The organism is Serratia sp. EWG9 (genome assembly GCF_019913725.1).
Classification (GTDB): domain Bacteria; phylum Pseudomonadota; class Gammaproteobacteria; order Enterobacterales; family Enterobacteriaceae; genus Serratia; species Serratia ureilytica.
In genome coordinates this window covers 358,519-375,287 of the sequence record NZ_JADNRO010000003.1, presented here as the reverse complement: position 1 = coordinate 375,287, position 16,769 = coordinate 358,519, and the positions used below count along the sequence as shown (strand labels likewise).

Below are 16,769 nucleotides of genomic sequence, written 5' to 3'. Positions count from 1 at the left end.
GATTAGCGCGCGTTTTGCTTGATAAAGTCGTTGACGCTGGTGTCCTGCGCCATGTCGGCGATCACGTCGCCCAGCACGGAGTTGACGGCGTCGGTGATCTTGTCGTTGGTCGCCGTGAAGGCGCCCTGCACGTTATAGGTCGAGCGGTAGTTTTTCACCTGCTTGTTGCCGTTCTTCGCCTGGGCGATGATCGAGATGTCGGCTTTGGTGGTGATGTTGTAGCGCAGGTTGCCTTCGGATACGTCCGCGTACAGATTATTGACGACCACCTGCAGCGCGACCGGGCCGTCGGCGCCAATCATGTAACCGCGGGCGCCCATTTGTTTCTCCAGCACTTCCTGCAGCAGGAAACGCAGATCGCGCGACGGCGTCAGCGTGACCAGTTGGCCGTCGCGGTTTACCTTGGCCAGCGCCTGATCGGTGCGCTGATCCGCGCCGTTGATGCTGATGGTGATGCCCTGCAGGGTCGGATCCTGCTGCGGCAGAACGATTTTCGGCGTGACGTTCAGGGTGTTGCTGCTGGTCGCGCAGCCGGCCAGCAGCAGGGCGGCCAGCAAAGGAAGACAAAGTTTCTTTAACATGTTTTCTGTCTCATTCTCGATGGATTTAGCAATAATCAGAGCGGGATAGCCGACAACGAATTGCCGACATCATAGCATCGCCGCCGTGCGGTGGAAGCGCGGAAGGCGCCTGAGTGACAAATTTTTACCTGCCGTTGATAAAAACACGCTTTTTTGGCCCGCTCAATCGGATAATCCCCCAAGCGGCGGGGATGACGCTCATCCTCTGACCGCAGAAAAGAGAAATTTGTCCAGGCGATGGTCTAAACGGGGGAAAACCGGCTAATATTGAACTAGATGGGCACGGTCCTCTGCCGGTGTTGTAAGGAGATCCTATGATTCGCGAGCAAATAGAAGCAAAGTTAAGGGCGGCGTTTGAGCCCGCGTATCTGGAAGTCGTTGATGAAAGCTATCGTCATAACGTTCCGGCGGGTTCAGAAAGTCATTTCAAAGTGGTATTGGTCAGCGATCGCTTCGTCGGCGAACGGTTTTTGACGCGTCACCGCTCCATCTACGGGGTATTGTCGGAAGAGTTGGCCGATGGCGTACACGCGCTGGCGCTGCACACCTATACGCTCAAAGAGTGGGAAGGGTTGCAGGATACCGTGCCGGCCTCGCCGCCGTGCCGCGGCGCCGGGACGCTGGCCTGAGGGGGAAATTTTCAGGTATCAGTGGAACTTTGCCCTCGAATTAGGGTATTACTACTGACGAATTTTGAAACGGCCTGCGGGCCGTTTCTGTTTTTGACGACGACACGGCCGATGCGCAATATGGCCAACGTTCGGTCTGTTTTGGCGGCCTTTTGGCGATCGAATCGACAAAAGTGTGATTTTTAGCGCGCCTGCGCCGCCTAGCTTTCCTCGACTCGCCATGCATGCGCCGCTATAATGTCGCGTCTTATTTTTCCGGAATGGTTTCGGGACGCTTCTGTCATCAGGGAACTCGGTTCTTATTTGTAGCCGTCCTGGTTCTTGGAACGGAGTTGACCGAGCACTGTGATTTTTTTGAGGTAACAAGATGCAAGTTTCAGTAGAAACCACTCAAGGCCTTGGGCGCCGTCTCTCTATTACTGTACCGGCTGATACTATCAAGCAGGCGGTGAAGAAAGAGCTGATCAACGCAGCGAAAAGCGTGCGTATCGACGGCTTCCGCAAAGGCAAAGTGCCGATGAACATCGTGGAACAGCGTTACGGCGCCTCTGTTCGTCAGGACGTGCTGGGCGAAGCGATGCAGCGCAGCTTCGTTGACGCGATCATCAAAGAAAAGATTAATCCGGCCGGCGCACCAAACTACGTGCCGGGCGAGTACAAAGAAGGTGAAGACTTCACTTTCGCCGTTGAATTCGAAGTGTATCCAGAAGTTGAGCTGAAAGGCCTGGAAAACATCGAAGTTGAAAAACCAGTAGTGGAAGTGAACGACGAAGACGTCGACGCGATGCTGGACACTCTGCGCAAGCAGCAGGCGACCTGGAAAGAAACCGATCGCGCGGCGGAAGCTGAAGATCGCGTGACCGTTGACTTCACCGGTTCTATCGACGGTGAAGAGTTCGAAGGCGGCAAAGCGTCCGACTTCGTGCTGGCAATGGGCCAGGGCCGCATGATCCCAGGCTTCGAAGAAGGTCTGGTCGGTCACAAAGCGGGCGAAGAGTTCTCCATCGACGTGAACTTCCCGGAAGACTACCACGCGGAAAACCTGAAGGGCAAAGCGGCCAAATTCGCTATCGTGCTGAAGAAAGTTGAAGAGCGCGAGCTGCCGGAACTGACCGAAGAGTTCATCAAGCGTTTCGGCGTGGCGGACGGTTCCGTTGCCGGCCTGCGCACCGAAGTTCGCAAGAACATGGAGCGCGAGCTGAAAGGCGCCGTGCGTAACCGCATCAAGTCTCAGGCGATCGAAGGCCTGGTGAGCGCGAACGAAATCGACGTGCCTGCTGCGCTGATCGACGGCGAAATCGACGTGCTGCGTCGTCAGGCTGCACAGCGTTTCGGCGGCAACGAGAAGCAAGCGCTGGAACTGCCACGCGAGCTGTTCGAAGAGCAAGCCAAACGCCGCGTAGTGGTTGGCCTGCTGCTGGGCGAAGTGATCAGCACCAACGACCTGAAAGCTGACGAAGACCGCGTGAAGACGCTGATCGAAGAAATGGCCTCCGCCTACGAAGATCCGAGCGAAGTCATTGAGTTCTACAGCAAAAACAAAGAGCTGATGAACAACATGCGCAACGTGGCTCTGGAAGAGCAAGCGGTTGAAGCCCTGCTGGCAAAAGCGAAAGTGACTGAAAAAGCCACTACCTTCAGCGAGCTGATGAACCAAACTCAACAGGCGTAATGCCTGCGTGCCGGGCGCGATGAACGGCGCCCCCGGTTTCGCCTGGCGAACCGGCGCACGATGAAAAAGCCCGCAACCTCAGGTTGCGGGCTTTTCTTTTTGCCACGTTGCTGATTAATCTCAGGTTAAGCGGGGCAATATGCACTATATTTACCCTGTTGCCTGGGGAACTGGCTGGCATGATAACGGTCAGAATAACGGCATCGTTTCCGGCGCGCGGAGAAAATCGGCCTCTGGGCTTGAAATCGCGCCGGGCTCCCCCAATCTGTAAAGAATAATTCTGGGGCTGTTTGCCAAAGTGCGCGGGATGAAATAACCGTCGGGTACGTGTGGCGCGGGTCGAATGCTTGAGCATAGTCATCATGGCCGTTCTCAAGTAGAATCGGCGTATTAGGGTGACACCCTGGCCGCCAAGGCAATTTCTATTAGGAGACGGTAATGTCATACAGTGGCGAACGAGATCAATTTGCACCGAACATGGCGCTGGTGCCGATGGTGGTAGAGCAGACTTCACGCGGGGAGCGTTCTTACGACATCTATTCCCGCCTGCTGAAAGAGCGCATCATTTTCCTGACCGGCCAGGTGGAAGATCACATGGCCAACCTGATCGTGGCGCAAATGCTGTTCCTCGAAGCGGAAAGCCCGGAAAAAGACATTTTCCTCTACATCAACTCGCCGGGCGGGGTGATCACCGCGGGCATGTCGATTTACGACACCATGAAGTTCATCAAGCCGGACGTCAGCACCATCTGTATGGGGCAGGCGTGCTCGATGGGCTCCTTCCTGCTGACCGCGGGCGCCAAAGGCAAACGTTTCTGCCTGCCGAACTCGCGCGTGATGATTCACCAGCCGCTGGGCGGCTACCAGGGCCAGGCGACGGACATCGAAATCCACGCGCGTGAAATCCTCAAGGTGAAAGCGCGCATGAATGAACTGATGGCCGAGCATACCGGCCAGCCGCTGGAGCAGATCGAGCGCGATACCGAGCGCGATCGCTTTATGACCGCGGAAGAAGCCGTGGAATACGGCCTGGTTGACGGCATTCTGACACACCGCAGCTAGAACCACGCGGCGCCGATGGACTATAGTAATCAGAGTGGGCAGGGGCTCGCTCTGTTGTAGCCTCCCGGCGTTCCCGATATGAGTTTGGGCGCACTGCCGCCGTGATTTTCCTGCGGGACAAGACTAAAGAAGAGGTTTGACTGATGACAGATAAGCGCAAAGACGGTTCAGGAAAGCTGCTGTACTGCTCTTTTTGCGGCAAAAGCCAGCATGAAGTGCGTAAGCTGATTGCCGGGCCGTCAGTGTATATCTGCGATGAATGTGTCGATCTGTGTAACGACATTATTCGCGAAGAGATTAAAGAAGTTGCCCCGCATCGTGAGCGCAGTGCGCTGCCGACGCCGCACGAAATCCGCCACCACCTGGATGACTATGTCATCGGTCAGGAGCAGGCGAAGAAAGTGCTGGCGGTTGCGGTGTACAACCACTACAAACGCCTGCGCAACGGCGATACCAGCAACGGTATCGAGTTGGGCAAGAGCAACATCTTGCTGATTGGCCCGACCGGCAGCGGCAAGACTCTGCTGGCGGAAACGCTGGCGCGCTTCCTGGACGTGCCGTTCACCATGGCCGACGCCACCACGCTGACCGAAGCCGGTTACGTGGGCGAGGACGTGGAAAATATTATCCAGAAGCTGTTGCAAAAATGTGACTATGACGTGCAGAAAGCGCAGCGCGGCATCGTTTATATCGATGAAATCGATAAGATTTCCCGCAAGTCCGACAACCCGTCTATCACGCGTGACGTTTCGGGTGAAGGCGTGCAGCAGGCGCTGCTGAAGCTGATTGAAGGCACCATCGCCGCGGTTCCGCCGCAGGGCGGGCGCAAGCATCCGCAGCAGGAGTTCCTGCAGGTCGATACCTCCAAGATCCTGTTTATCTGCGGCGGCGCATTTGCCGGCCTGGATAAGGTGATCGGTCAGCGCGTCAACACCGGCTCCGGCATCGGCTTCGGCGCGACCGTCAAGGGCGAGTCCGAGAAGGCCACCGAAGGCGAACTGTTGCTGCAGGCCGAACCGGAAGACCTGATCAAGTTCGGTCTGATCCCTGAGTTCATCGGCCGTCTGCCGGTGGTGGCGACCCTGAGCGAGCTGAGCGAAGACGCGCTGATTCAGATCCTGAAAGAGCCGAAGAACGCTCTGACCAAGCAGTATCAGGCGCTGTTCAACCTGGAAGGTGTGGAGCTGGAGTTCCGTGACGAAGCGCTGAACGCCATCGCCAAGAAAGCCATGGCGCGCAAAACCGGCGCCCGCGGCCTGCGTTCCATCGTGGAAGGCGCGCTGCTCGATACCATGTACGATCTGCCGTCGATGGACAGCGTGGATAAAGTGGTGATCGACGAGTCGGTGATCGCCGGTCAATCCAAACCGCTGCTGATTTACGGCAAGCCGGAAGCCCAGGCATCTGGCGAATAATTAGCCAGTTAAACCAGCGCGTTATCAGCAAAATGGGGGATTTCATCCCCCATTTCTTTTTCCTGCATTCTTGCCGTTGAATGTAAGAGATTCATCCCCATATACTCATTAACCAGATTTTATGAAACGTTAGATGCTTGCGTCTCATGAGATTCCCCCTCAACCTGGCGGAAATTAAACTAAGAGAGAGCTCTATGAACCCTGAGCGTTCCGAACGCATTGAAATCCCCGTTTTGCCATTGCGCGACGTGGTGGTTTATCCGCACATGGTGATCCCGTTATTTGTTGGCCGGGAAAAATCGATTCGGTGCCTCGAAGCCGCAATGGATCACGATAAGAAGATCATGCTGGTGGCACAGAAAGAGGCCTCAACGGATGAACCTGGCATTAACGACTTGTTCTCGGTTGGCACCGTAGCGTCGATCCTGCAGATGCTGAAGCTGCCGGACGGCACGGTAAAAGTGCTGGTCGAGGGGCTGCAGCGCGCACGCATCACTACGCTGTCCGACAGCGGTGAGCATTTTGCCGCGCAGGCGGAATACCTTGAATCGCCGGCTATCGACGAGCGCGAGCAAGAAGTGCTGGTGCGCACCGCGATCAATCAGTTTGAAGGCTATATCAAACTGAACAAAAAAATCCCGCCGGAGGTGCTGACGTCACTGAACAGCATCGACGACGCCGCGCGCCTGGCGGACACCATCGCCGCCCACATGCCGCTGAAACTCAGCGACAAACAGTCGGTGCTCGAGATGTCCGACATCACCGAGCGTCTGGAATACCTGATGGCGATGATGGAGTCGGAGATCGACCTGCTGCAGGTTGAGAAACGCATCCGCAACCGCGTCAAGAAGCAGATGGAGAAGAGCCAGCGCGAGTACTATCTGAATGAGCAGATGAAGGCGATTCAGAAAGAACTGGGCGAGATGGACGACGCGCCGGACGAGCACGAAGCGCTGAAGCGCAAGATCGATGCGGCGAAAATGCCGAAAGAGGCGCGCGAGAAAACCGAAGCGGAACTGCAAAAGCTGAAGATGATGTCGCCGATGTCGGCGGAAGCGACCGTGGTGCGCGGCTACATCGACTGGATGCTGCAGGTGCCGTGGAACGCGCGCAGCAAGGTGAAAAAAGACCTGGTCAAGGCGCAGGAAGTGCTCGATACCGATCACTACGGCCTGGAGCGCGTCAAGGATCGCATCCTCGAGTACCTCGCGGTGCAGAGCCGCGTCAGCAAAATCAAAGGGCCTATCCTGTGTCTGGTTGGGCCGCCGGGCGTGGGTAAAACCTCGCTGGGGCAGTCGATCGCCAAAGCGACCGGGCGCCAGTACGTGCGCATGGCGTTGGGCGGCGTGCGTGACGAAGCGGAAATCCGCGGTCACCGCCGTACCTACATCGGATCGATGCCGGGCAAACTGATCCAGAAAATGGCCAAGGTTGGGGTGAAGAACCCGCTGTTCCTGCTGGATGAGATCGACAAGATGTCTTCCGATATGCGCGGCGATCCGGCTTCCGCTCTGCTGGAGGTGCTGGATCCGGAACAGAACGTGGCGTTCAACGACCACTACCTGGAAGTGGATTACGATCTGTCCGACGTGATGTTCGTCGCCACCTCCAACTCGATGAACATCCCTGCGCCGCTGCTGGACCGTATGGAAGTGATCCGTCTGTCGGGTTATACCGAGGACGAAAAGCTCAACATCGCCAAACAGCACCTGCTGCCAAAGCAGCTTGAGCGCAACGCGCTGAAAAAAGGCGAGCTGACGGTCGACGACAGCGCCATCATCGGCATCATTCGCTTCTACACCCGCGAAGCCGGGGTGCGCAGCCTGGAGCGTGAAATCTCCAAACTGTGCCGTAAAGCGGTGAAAACGCTGCTGATGGACAAGAAGCGCAAGCACATCGAGATCAACGGCGACAACCTGAAGGACTACCTGGGCGTGCAGCGCGTCGATTACGGCCGTGCGGATACCGAAAACCGCGTGGGCGAAGTCACCGGGCTGGCGTGGACGGAAGTGGGCGGCGATCTGCTGACCATCGAAACCGCCTGCGTGCCGGGCAAAGGCAAGCTGACTTACACCGGCTCTCTGGGTGAAGTGATGCAGGAATCGATTCAGGCGGCGCTGACCGTGGTGCGCGCGCGCGCGGAGAAATTGGGCATCAACGCCGATTTCTACGAGAAGCGCGACATCCACGTGCACGTGCCGGAAGGGGCGACGCCGAAAGACGGCCCAAGCGCCGGTATCGCGATGTGCACCGCGCTGGTCTCCTGCCTGACCGGCAACCCGGTACGCGCCGATGTGGCGATGACCGGCGAGATCACGCTGCGCGGCCAGGTGTTGCCGATCGGCGGCCTGAAAGAGAAACTGTTGGCGGCGCATCGCGGCGGCATCAAAACCGTGCTGATCCCTTACGAGAACAAGCGCGATCTGGAAGAGATCCCGGACAATGTAATCGCCGATCTGGAGATTCATCCGGTGCAGCGAATCGATGAAGTTTTGAACATTGCGTTGCAAAACCCGGCCTTCGGCGCACTGCCGGTAGCGGCAAAATAGTGACGAATCGCAAAAACCATTGATAAAACTTATACTGGCAAGCCATTTCGGACTTGCCAGTATTTTTTTGTACCGCTAAGTTAGATCTCTGTCGGCCCACGTTTTGCCACGCAGTCGGTGGCTTGCCAAGGTTCGATGGGATTGATATAACAGCTGCGCTGTCGCAACCGTAGGGATTTTTCGGTGCGACGATAGAATTCTAGAGGGGATGATAGAGTGAATAAGTCACAACTGATCGACAAGATTGCCGCAGGTGCTGATATTTCCAAAGCGGCAGCTGGACGTGCTTTAGACGCAGTAATCGCTTCCGTTACCGACTCTCTGAAAGCTGGGGATGACGTGGCTCTGGTTGGTTTCGGTTCCTTCACCGTGCGTGAACGTTCGGCTCGTACCGGCCGTAACCCGCAAACCGGTAAAGAAATCAAGATCGCGGCAGCCAAAGTGCCGGCCTTCCGTGCAGGGAAAGCGCTGAAAGACGCTGTAAACTGATTTGGCGTCTAACCGTTTAGCGTAACAGGGTTTTGTAATAAACAATCACCTGACGCAGCGGTGCTGGTAAGGTAAGATACAAGGCGCATCGGACTGATGCGCTTTTTTTATTTTTGTCGCAGGGAACGCGCCTGCACAAGGGTTGTTAATCCACATCACAGCGGAGTGTTGTCACACTATGATGGACAATTTACGCGCGGCTGCCAATCACGTCGTGCTCAAAATCATCCTGGCCCTGATCATCCTGTCATTCGTCCTGACCGGGGTGGGTAACTACCTGATCGGCGGCTCCGGCGATTATGCTGCGAAAGTAAATGGTCAGACGATCGAACGCGCTCAGCTGGAACAGGCTTTCCAAAGCGAGCGTAGCCGCATGCAGCAGCAGCTGGGTGACCAGTTCTCTGCGCTGGCCGGCAACGAAGGCTACATGCAGCAGATGCGCCGTCAGGTGTTGTCCCAGTTGATCGACAACATGCTGCTCGACCAATACGCCAAGAAGCTGGGCCTGGCGGTCAGCGACGATCAGATCAAGGACGCCATCCGCAAGGCGCCTTATTTCCAAACCAACGGCCAGTTCGATAACGCCAAGTACCTCGACCTGATCGGCCGTATGGGCTACACCGCCGACAACTTCGCGCAGTCGATGCGTCAGCAGCTGGTCAATCAGCAGCTGATCCAGGCCTTCGGCGAATCCGGCTTCGTGCTGCCGTCCGAATCGCAAGCCATGGCGGCGTTGGTGCTGCAGGAGCGCGACGTGCGTCTGGCGACTATCGATCTGAAGGCGCTGCAGGCGAAACAGAGCGCCGGCGACGACGAACTGAAGGCGTATTACGATCAGAACAAGAACAGCTTCATCGCCCCGGAGCAGGTGAAGGTGAGCTATATCCCGCTGGACGCCGCGTCCATGCAGGACAAGGTGAAAGTGAGCGAAGAGGACATCAGCGCTTACTACGACCAGCACAAGAGCAGCTACGGCCAGCCGGAGCGTAAAAACTACAGCGTGATCCAGCTGAAAACCGAGGCGGAAGCCAATGCGGCGCTGGATGAGCTGAAGAAGGGCGCCGATTTCGCCACGCTGGCGAAAGAGAAATCCACCGACATCATCTCACGCCGTACCGGCGGTGAACTGGGTTGGCTGGAGCCGGAAACCACCGCCGACGAACTGAAGCAGGCTAACCTGACTGAAAAAGGGCAGCTGTCCGGCGTGGTGAAATCTTCCGTCGGCTACCTGATCGTGCGTTTGAACGACATCGAACCAGAGAAACTGAAGCCGCTGAGCGAAGTGCATGACGCTATCGCCAAGCAGGTGAAGCAGGAGAAAGCGGTAGATGCGTATTACGCGCTGCAGCAGAAGGTGAGCGAAGCGGCGACCAGCGACAACGAATCCCTGGCCTCGGCTGAAGAAGCGGCGGGCGTGAAAGCGGCGCAAACCGACTGGTTCACCCGTGACAACATCCCTGCGGCGCTGAACTTCAAGCCGGTGGTGCAGGCGATCTTCGACGGTTCGCTGATCGGCGAGAACGGCGCGCCGGGCAGTAACTCCGACGTGATCACCGTAGACGGCGACCGCGCCTTCGTGGTGCGCGTGAGCGGTCACAAGCCGGAAGGCATCGAGCCGTTCGACCAGGTAAAAGACCGCGTGGCGGATCTGGTGAAGCGCAACAAGGCGGTGCAGGAAGCGAAACTACAGGGCGAGAAGCTGCTGGTTGAGCTGAAGCAGGGCAAGGGCGACGAGGCGATGAAAGCCGCCGGCCTGAGCTTTGGCGCCGTGCAGAAGATGGCGCGCGCGCCGGAAGACAGCCAGCTGGTGGAGAGCGTGTTCGCGTTGCCGCACCCGCAGGACGGCAAACCGGTGTACGGCATGTCGCAGGATCGCCAGGACAACGTGGTGCTGATCGCACTCGATGCGGTGAAGCCAGGCACGCTGCCGGAAGACGAAATGAAAACCTTCGTCGGCAAGATGGAAGAGGGCGCGACCGGCGTTTCCTTCGATTCGCTGCTGGCGAGCCTGCGTAAAGAAGCCAAAATTAAAATGGGCGCCGCTGAGCAACAGCCGCAGTAATCGCCGCATTTTTCTGCAACGCAGTGCAACAAACAAAGGCCGCTTTCGCGGCCTTTTCCACATCTGATATCCGCCGATTGCTGAATATCTGCCGCCGCGGCAAGGTAGCCGTGCTGTCACACACAAGGAGGATACAGCATGCAACATACAGAGAAAAAAACGTTATCAGGTTACCGTCATCACGTTAAAGCCGCGCTGGCCGCGCTGTTGTTATGCCTGGCGGTGCCGGCCGCCGCGGCGGATAAAGCCGATGCGCCGGCGCCGATGCTCTCAACCCCGACGAGCAATGGCGGGCAACAGGCGATGACCAAGGCGGCCGAAGAGACGGCGGTCAGCATCAATCAGGCCACCGCCGAACAGCTCGCAGCGGCTTTGAGCGGTGTCGGTCTGAAGAAGGCGGAAGGCATTGTGCGCTATCGCGAACAGAACGGGCCATTCACCCAGGTTGAGCAACTGCAGGAGGTGCCGGGCATCGGGCCGGCGCTGTTCGAGAAGAACCGCACTCGGCTGAAAATGTGATCCCGGTCGCGGCTGCGCGGCAAAATGCCGCTGAGGCAATGGCGACTCTGCTACATTTTACAGGTCTTACCAGTTTGGCGCGTTGACCAAACGGGCGAGGGAGCCCACGCGGCTCCCTCTTTCTGTAATCACCAGGCAGGAGCGATCGTTCCCTATGCAAACCTTTATCAAAGTTCGCGGTTATCACCTTGATGTCTACCAGCACGTTAACAATGCCCGCTATCTGGAGTTTCTGGAGGAGGCGCGCTGGGAGTGGCTGGAAAACGAGGCAGGGTTCCGCTGGATGACGGAAAACAACATCGCTTTCATCGTGGTGAACATCAATATCAATTACCGCAGCCCGGCGGTATTGGGGGATAAACTGCGCATCGACAGCCAGATGGTGCAGCTCAACGGCAAAAGCGGGGTGCTGAGCCAGAAGGTGACGCAGGATCCGGCGGGGACGCCGGTGGCCGACGCGCTGCTGACTTTCGTGTGCGTCGATCTGAAAACGCAGCGGGCGCTGCCGATTGAAGGGGAATTGCGCGAGCACCTGGAAGCGCTCACGCCCAAATAACATTCGCAGTCAGCTCACCGGCGGCGGAGGCTGCCGCCGTCGCTGCCTCAGGCCAGACCGGCCTTCTGTTTCAACGCCGCCATCACTTCCGCTTGGTTGGCGCGATATTGCGTCAGGCCATTGGCGCGCAGGTTGCAGGCGGCGCATTCGCCGCAGCCGTCACCCTTGATGCCGTTGTAGCAGGTCAGCGTATCCTGACGCACCCGATCCAGCTGCTGGTAATAGTCCGCCAGCGCCCAGGTTTCGGCCTTGTTCAGCCACATCAACGGCGTTTCGAAGCGGATATCGCGGGCGATGCCCAACACCACCGCCTGGTTCAGCGCTTTGACGAACTCGTCGCGGCAATCCGGGTAGCCGGAGAAGTCGGTTTCACACACGCCGGTGATCACCGCCTCCGCTTCCACCTGGTAGGCGTAGATCGCCGCCAGCGTCAGGAACAGGATGTTGCGGCCCGGCACGAAGGTGCTCGGCAGCGCGTTTTTCTGGTTGGGATCGTAGGCGGGAACCGGAATATTGTCGCGAGTCAGGCTGCTGATGGCCAGCTCATTGAGCAACGTCACGTCCAGCACCTTGTGCGCCTTGGCGCCGAGGGCCTCCGACAGCTCCTGAGCCACTTCAATTTCGGCGCGATGGCGCTGGCCGTAATCGAACGTGACGCAGTGAACTTCGTCATACTGTTGCAATGCCTGGATCAAGCAGGTCGTGGAGTCTTGTCCACCGCTGAAAACGACAACCGCGCGCTTCATAAAATCACCTTTTTGGGCTTTGGCCATTCCCGATACACATTCGGGCGGCAGGATAAAAATTGCGTTGCGGCGACAATAGTAGCAGAAAGGGCCGTCAGGCGCAGGGCGGTTCGGCTCCGGTCGGTGCGTCATCCACCGGCGGCGGCAGCCACGCCTGGCAAAAATCGAACCAGCCATGGGCGGTCAGCGTCACGCCATGCATGCGCGGCGGCGCGCTGATCTGATACTGGTAGTGGAACAGCGGCGTGATGATGGCGGCGGCCATCAGCTGTTGATAATAGGCCTGCAGCCGTTCGAAGCGCAGTGGCTGCGCCTGCAGCTGCTGGATCTCCCGCAGCGTCTCCTGCTGCTGCTGCCAGCGGCTTGCCGTCAGGATGCCGCGCCACAGCGAATCCTGCCGCAGCCAGCTCTCCAGCGTCGCCTCCGGCGCCTCGCCGATCAGGTTGTCCGCCAGCAGCAGGTCGGCCTGGGCGATCTGCGCCTCGCTTTGCCAGCGTTTGCCGGCGTAGTAACGCACTTCCAGCTCGCAGCCGTGCTGCGCGAGCAGCCGCTGTAGCGCGACCGTCACCGTTTGCAGCTCGACCGGCGGCCGATACAGCAATGTTAGCCGAGCGGGCAGCGGGACATCTTCTTCAATCCGTTGGCTGGGGATGCGCCAGCCGGGCAGCATTTCATGGCTGGGGGTGATCACGCTGTTGGGGATCGGCAGATGGCTGAGCAGGCCGGACTGCTGGATCAGCATCAGCAGCTTTTGCCCCTGGGCTTCGCTCAGCACGCCGTGGCGCAGGTTCAGCGCCAGATAACACCAGCCCAGGCTCATGCTGCGCTGCACCGGCCGGGCCTGCGCCAAATCGTCTTGCTGACCGATGGTGATGCGCACCGGATGCCGGCAGCTGGCATCGGCGCCGGCGGTGGGCAGATCGGGCGTGATCCAGTATTCGATGGTGTCCAGATACGGATGCTGCAGATGGTAACCGGCATGCTGTTCCAGCCTCACCAACTGCGGTTCATTCAACGCCAGTTTAAATGGGCCGGCGCCGATGGCCGGCAGTTCGGGGTGCGTCATCAGACAAGGCAGCTCCGCCAGCCGGTGTGCCAGCCAATAGTCCGGCAGGTGCAGGTCGAACTGAATGCACAGCGGATGCGGCAGGCTGACGTTCGCGACGCTGCTCAGGCTGGGTTGGCTGCGCGGATGGCCCAGCAGTTTTTCCAGCGTATGCAGCAGTTGCTGGCCGGTCAACGGTTCGCCGTTGTGCCAGCGCAGCTGGCTACGCAAAAAGAATCGCCAGCGCAGGCCGCCATCGCTTATCTGCCAGTGGTGCGCCAGATCGGGCTGCGGCTCCGGGTTACCGGTCATCAGGCGCGTCAGCCCGGCGTGCAGGGTCGACACCAGATGTTGCTCGGCGCGGCCGGTCAGCGTGAGCGGATCGAGCGCCTCCAGCGTACGGTAATAGGGAATGCGCAGCGTCGGGCTGCCGGCTTGCCATTGCCCGCCGAGGTGCGGGCTGAGCAGATCCTGCAGGTGTTGCGGATCGAGCTGCGCCATCTCCAGCGCCCCCTGATGATTGCCCTGTTGCAATAGCTGCTGCAACAGCTGCGCGCGCAGCTCATCCGGTGTTTTCAGGCAGTGCAGGCTGGCGCGTTTGCCGCGGCCGGGCTGCGAATGCCAGCTCAGCCAGCCCTGATCCTGCAGCTGCTGCACCAGCGTGCGGGCATGGCGTTCGCTGCAGTAGAACATTGCCGCCAGCTCGCCGATGGTCACGGCGACCGGCGCGTTGCCGAGCTGTTGATACAGGCGTTGATATTGGCTGAGACGGTGAACCAGGCGCATGAGCAGAAATCCGGAACAGTTTTCCCAAATTGTTCACTATTACTTCCGCAAATACCATCCCATACTGCACTGATTGTAATCGCGTTCACATTCATGAGGTCTTTATGTATCGCCTGGCGGCTTTCGATATGGACGGCACGCTGTTGATGCCGGATCACCGGGTTGGCCCGGAAACGCTGGCGGTGCTGAACCAGCTGGTGGAGCGGGAGATGGTGGTGACGTTCGCCACCGGGCGGCACTACCTTGATGCGCAACCGATCATGGCGCAGCTGGGGCTGCAGGGCTATCTGATCACCGGCAACGGCACGCGGGTGTATGACTACCGTGGCCAACAGCTGCACGCCGCCGATCTGCCGGCGGAGATCGCCGAAGAGGTGCTGCATCATCATTGGCGCACCCGCGCCAGCATGCACGTGTTCCGCGACGAAGGTTGGCTGACCGAGTTCCCCGCGCCGGAAGAGATGCTGCAGGCGCACCACCTGAGCGGCTTTCGTTTCCAACTGGCTGACGTGCGCCGCTTACCGGCGTTCGGCAACAGCAAGGTGTGCTTTGTTGCACCGCATGAGGAGTTGCTGGAATTGCAGGTGCAGCTGCGGGCGCAGCTGGGCGGCGAGGCCGATCTGTGTTTCTCCGCTTACGATTGCCTGGAGGTGCTGCCGCTCGGTTGCAACAAGGGCGCGGCGCTGGACCGGCTGAGCCGTCACCTGGGATTGACGATGGCCGACTGCATGGCGTTCGGCGATGCGATGAACGACAAAGAGATGCTGGGCGCGGTGGGACACGGCGTGGTGATGGGGAACGCCCTGCCGCAGCTGAAATCCCTGCTGCCGCAGCTGCCGGTTATCGGCCACTGCCAACAACAGGCGGTGGCTCATTATTTACAACATTGGCTGCGTTCACCTTGCCTCACCTATTCCCCCGAATAATGAGGTTCTCCTTACAGCCGGCCGGGTATGACTACCCGGCTTTTTTTTACGTTGCGCCCGGCGTTACAAATCCGCCAGCTGCGCCAGATACGGTTGCAGATCGCCAATGTTGTTGCTGACCCACTCCGGGTTGTAATAGGTATCGAGGTAGCGCTCGCCGCTGTCGCACAGCAGGGTGACGATCGCCCCTTGCTCGCCGTTTTCCCGCATCTGCTTCGCCAATTGCAGCGCGCCCCAGACGTTGGTGCCGGTGGAGGCGCCGACCTTGCGGCCGAGCACGGCCTCCAGCCAGTGAATGGTGGCGACGCTGGCGGCGTCCGGCACCCGCAACATGTTATCGACCACCGAAGGGATGAACGACGGCTCGGCGCGTGGGCGGCCGATGCCTTCGATACGGCTGCCGCAGCTGCCGATCAGGGTGCGATCGCCGTGGTGGAAGCAGTCATAGAACACCGAGTTTTCCGGATCGACCACCGTCAACCGGGTATCGTGCCCCTGATAACGGATATAGCGCCCCAGCGTGGCGGAGGTGCCGCCGGTGCCGGCGCTCATCACGATGTGTTTCGGCACCGGGAAGGGTTCGCGCGCCATCTGGCGGAAGATGCTGTCGGCGATATTGTTGTTGCCGCGCCAGTCAGTGGCGCGCTCGGCATAGGTGAACTGATCCATATAGTGGCCGTTCAGCTCTTTCGCCAGCTGTTCGGAAGCGGCGTAGATCTGGGCGGCGTGATCGACGAAGTGACAGCGGCCACCGTAAAAGGCGATCTGCTCTACCTTACGGCGTGCGGTGCAGGACGGCATCACCGCGATGAACGGCAGACCGATCAGCCGCGCGAAGTAGGCTTCGGACACCGCCGTGCTGCCGGACGAGGCCTCGATGATGGTGGTGTTCTCGGTGATCCAGCCGTTGCACAGGCCGTAAAGGAACAGCGAGCGCGCCAGGCGGTGTTTCAGGCTGCCGGTCGGGTGGGTGCTCTCATCTTTCAGGTACAGGCAGATGCCGGGAAACGCCGGCAGGTTCAGGCGAATCAGGTGCGTATCGGCGGAGCGTTGAAAATCCGCTTCTATTTCACCGATAGCATATTTTACCCAAGAGTTTGTCATGATTTGGCCTCAGAATAGGGGGCTGATTTATGGCGTAGCATAGCCTGTCGGCAGGAAAAAAGGATTGCCATTTTCCCTGTTTAATCGCCTAATGGGAGAAAATTTTTCTCCAGGTGGCCGCTATGTTAGATAAAACAGACCGTAAGCTGCTGTGCATGCTGCAGCAAGATTGCACCCAGTCGCTGCAGGCGCTGGCCGATGCGGTTAATTTGACCTCTACGCCGTGCTGGAAGCGCCTGAAACGTCTGGAAGACGAAGGCTATATCCGCGGCCGGGTGGCCTTGTTGGATAACGAAAAGCTTGGCCTGGGGCTGACGGCGTTCGTACTGATCAAGACCCAACAGCACAGCAGCGAGTGGTATCAGGCGTTTGTGCAGCTGACCAGTCAGATGCCCGAGGTGCTGGCGTTCTACCGTATGGCGGGAGAGTACGACTACCTGATGCAGGTCGAAGTGGCGGACATGAAAAGCTACGACGGTTTTTACAAGCGCCTGGTGAACGGCGTGCCGGGCCTTATCGACGTCACCTCGAGCTTTGCCATGGAAAAAATCAAATACACCACCGCGCTGCCGGTGCCGGAGTGAAAAGTTCACCGGACGAGCGGCTCAACGGTGGTATCCTGCTTCGT

15 protein-coding genes are annotated in these 16,769 nt (G+C 58.8%); 11 read left to right on the top strand and 4 right to left on the bottom strand.

All coding sequences use genetic code 11. The features are described 5' to 3' along the window. Positions 1–2: 2 nt before the first annotated feature. On the bottom strand, positions 3–581 hold the full coding sequence (locus ITX55_RS09975) for a lipoprotein (RefSeq protein WP_042783787.1): 579 nt from the start codon (positions 579–581) through the stop codon (positions 3–5). Between the two features lie 314 nt (positions 582–895). On the opposite strand from ITX55_RS09975, the gene bolA reads away from it, so the two are divergent. The 9 genes from bolA to ITX55_RS09930 all read left to right on the top strand — a co-directional run bounded on the left by bolA (position 896) and on the right by ITX55_RS09930 (position 11,534). Further along, positions 896–1,210, top strand: a complete 315-nt coding sequence (bolA, locus tag ITX55_RS09970; protein ID WP_004940361.1) for a transcriptional regulator BolA — start codon at positions 896–898, stop codon at positions 1,208–1,210. Positions 1,211–1,577: 367 nt separating this feature from the next. Next, complete coding sequence (gene tig / locus ITX55_RS09965) at positions 1,578–2,882, top strand: trigger factor (RefSeq protein ID WP_031300019.1); 1,305 nt, start codon at positions 1,578–1,580, stop codon at positions 2,880–2,882. Between the two features lie 438 nt (positions 2,883–3,320). Continuing rightward, entirely contained in the window at positions 3,321–3,944 is a 624-nt protein-coding gene (gene clpP, locus ITX55_RS09960) for an ATP-dependent Clp endopeptidase proteolytic subunit ClpP (protein WP_016928858.1), read from the top strand. 143 nt (positions 3,945–4,087) lie between these two features. Next, a complete protein-coding gene (gene clpX / locus ITX55_RS09955) occupies positions 4,088–5,359 on the top strand; it encodes an ATP-dependent protease ATP-binding subunit ClpX (RefSeq protein ID WP_004940354.1) in 1,272 nt (423 codons plus the stop codon). Between the two features lie 194 nt (positions 5,360–5,553). Then, entirely contained in the window at positions 5,554–7,908 is a 2,355-nt protein-coding gene (gene lon, locus ITX55_RS09950; protein ID WP_019454189.1) for an endopeptidase La, read from the top strand. 216 nt (positions 7,909–8,124) lie between these two features. Continuing rightward, positions 8,125–8,397 carry a nucleoid-associated protein HU-beta gene (gene hupB, locus ITX55_RS09945; protein ID WP_004940351.1) on the top strand — a complete coding sequence of 91 codons (273 nt, stop codon included), beginning with the start codon at positions 8,125–8,127 and terminating at the stop codon, positions 8,395–8,397. 178 nt (positions 8,398–8,575) lie between these two features. After that, entirely contained in the window at positions 8,576–10,459 is a 1,884-nt protein-coding gene (gene ppiD / locus ITX55_RS09940) for a peptidylprolyl isomerase (RefSeq protein ID WP_033642073.1), read from the top strand. A 138-nt stretch (positions 10,460–10,597) separates the two neighbouring features. After that, positions 10,598–10,978 carry a helix-hairpin-helix domain-containing protein gene (locus ITX55_RS09935; RefSeq protein ID WP_033642074.1) on the top strand — a complete coding sequence of 127 codons (381 nt, stop codon included), beginning with the start codon at positions 10,598–10,600 and terminating at the stop codon, positions 10,976–10,978. Between the two features lie 154 nt (positions 10,979–11,132). Then, positions 11,133–11,534: a thioesterase family protein gene (locus tag ITX55_RS09930; protein ID WP_033642075.1), complete on the top strand. Its 402-nt coding sequence runs from the start codon at positions 11,133–11,135 to the stop codon at positions 11,532–11,534. Positions 11,535–11,581: 47 nt separating this feature from the next. Here ITX55_RS09930 and queC read toward each other — a convergent pair whose 3' ends face one another. Further along, a complete protein-coding gene (queC, locus tag ITX55_RS09925; protein ID WP_033644204.1) occupies positions 11,582–12,280 on the bottom strand; it encodes a 7-cyano-7-deazaguanine synthase QueC in 699 nt (232 codons plus the stop codon). A 94-nt stretch (positions 12,281–12,374) separates the two neighbouring features. After that, positions 12,375–14,111, bottom strand: a complete 1,737-nt coding sequence (locus tag ITX55_RS09920; RefSeq protein WP_108680239.1) for an SgrR family transcriptional regulator — start codon at positions 14,109–14,111, stop codon at positions 12,375–12,377. 104 nt (positions 14,112–14,215) lie between these two features. Here ITX55_RS09920 and cof point away from each other — a divergent pair, with 104 nt between their 5' ends. After that, positions 14,216–15,037 carry an HMP-PP phosphatase gene (gene cof / locus ITX55_RS09915; protein WP_033642079.1) on the top strand — a complete coding sequence of 274 codons (822 nt, stop codon included), beginning with the start codon at positions 14,216–14,218 and terminating at the stop codon, positions 15,035–15,037. A gap of 63 nt (positions 15,038–15,100) precedes the next feature. Here cof and ITX55_RS09910 read toward each other — a convergent pair whose 3' ends face one another. Continuing rightward, on the bottom strand, positions 15,101–16,141 hold the full coding sequence (locus ITX55_RS09910; RefSeq protein WP_033642080.1) for a PLP-dependent cysteine synthase family protein: 1,041 nt from the start codon (positions 16,139–16,141) through the stop codon (positions 15,101–15,103). Positions 16,142–16,263: 122 nt separating this feature from the next. On the opposite strand from ITX55_RS09910, the gene ITX55_RS09905 reads away from it, so the two are divergent. Further along, positions 16,264–16,725, top strand: a complete 462-nt coding sequence (locus tag ITX55_RS09905) for an Lrp/AsnC family transcriptional regulator (protein WP_004940330.1) — start codon at positions 16,264–16,266, stop codon at positions 16,723–16,725. The last annotated feature ends 44 nt before the right edge of the window (positions 16,726–16,769 follow it).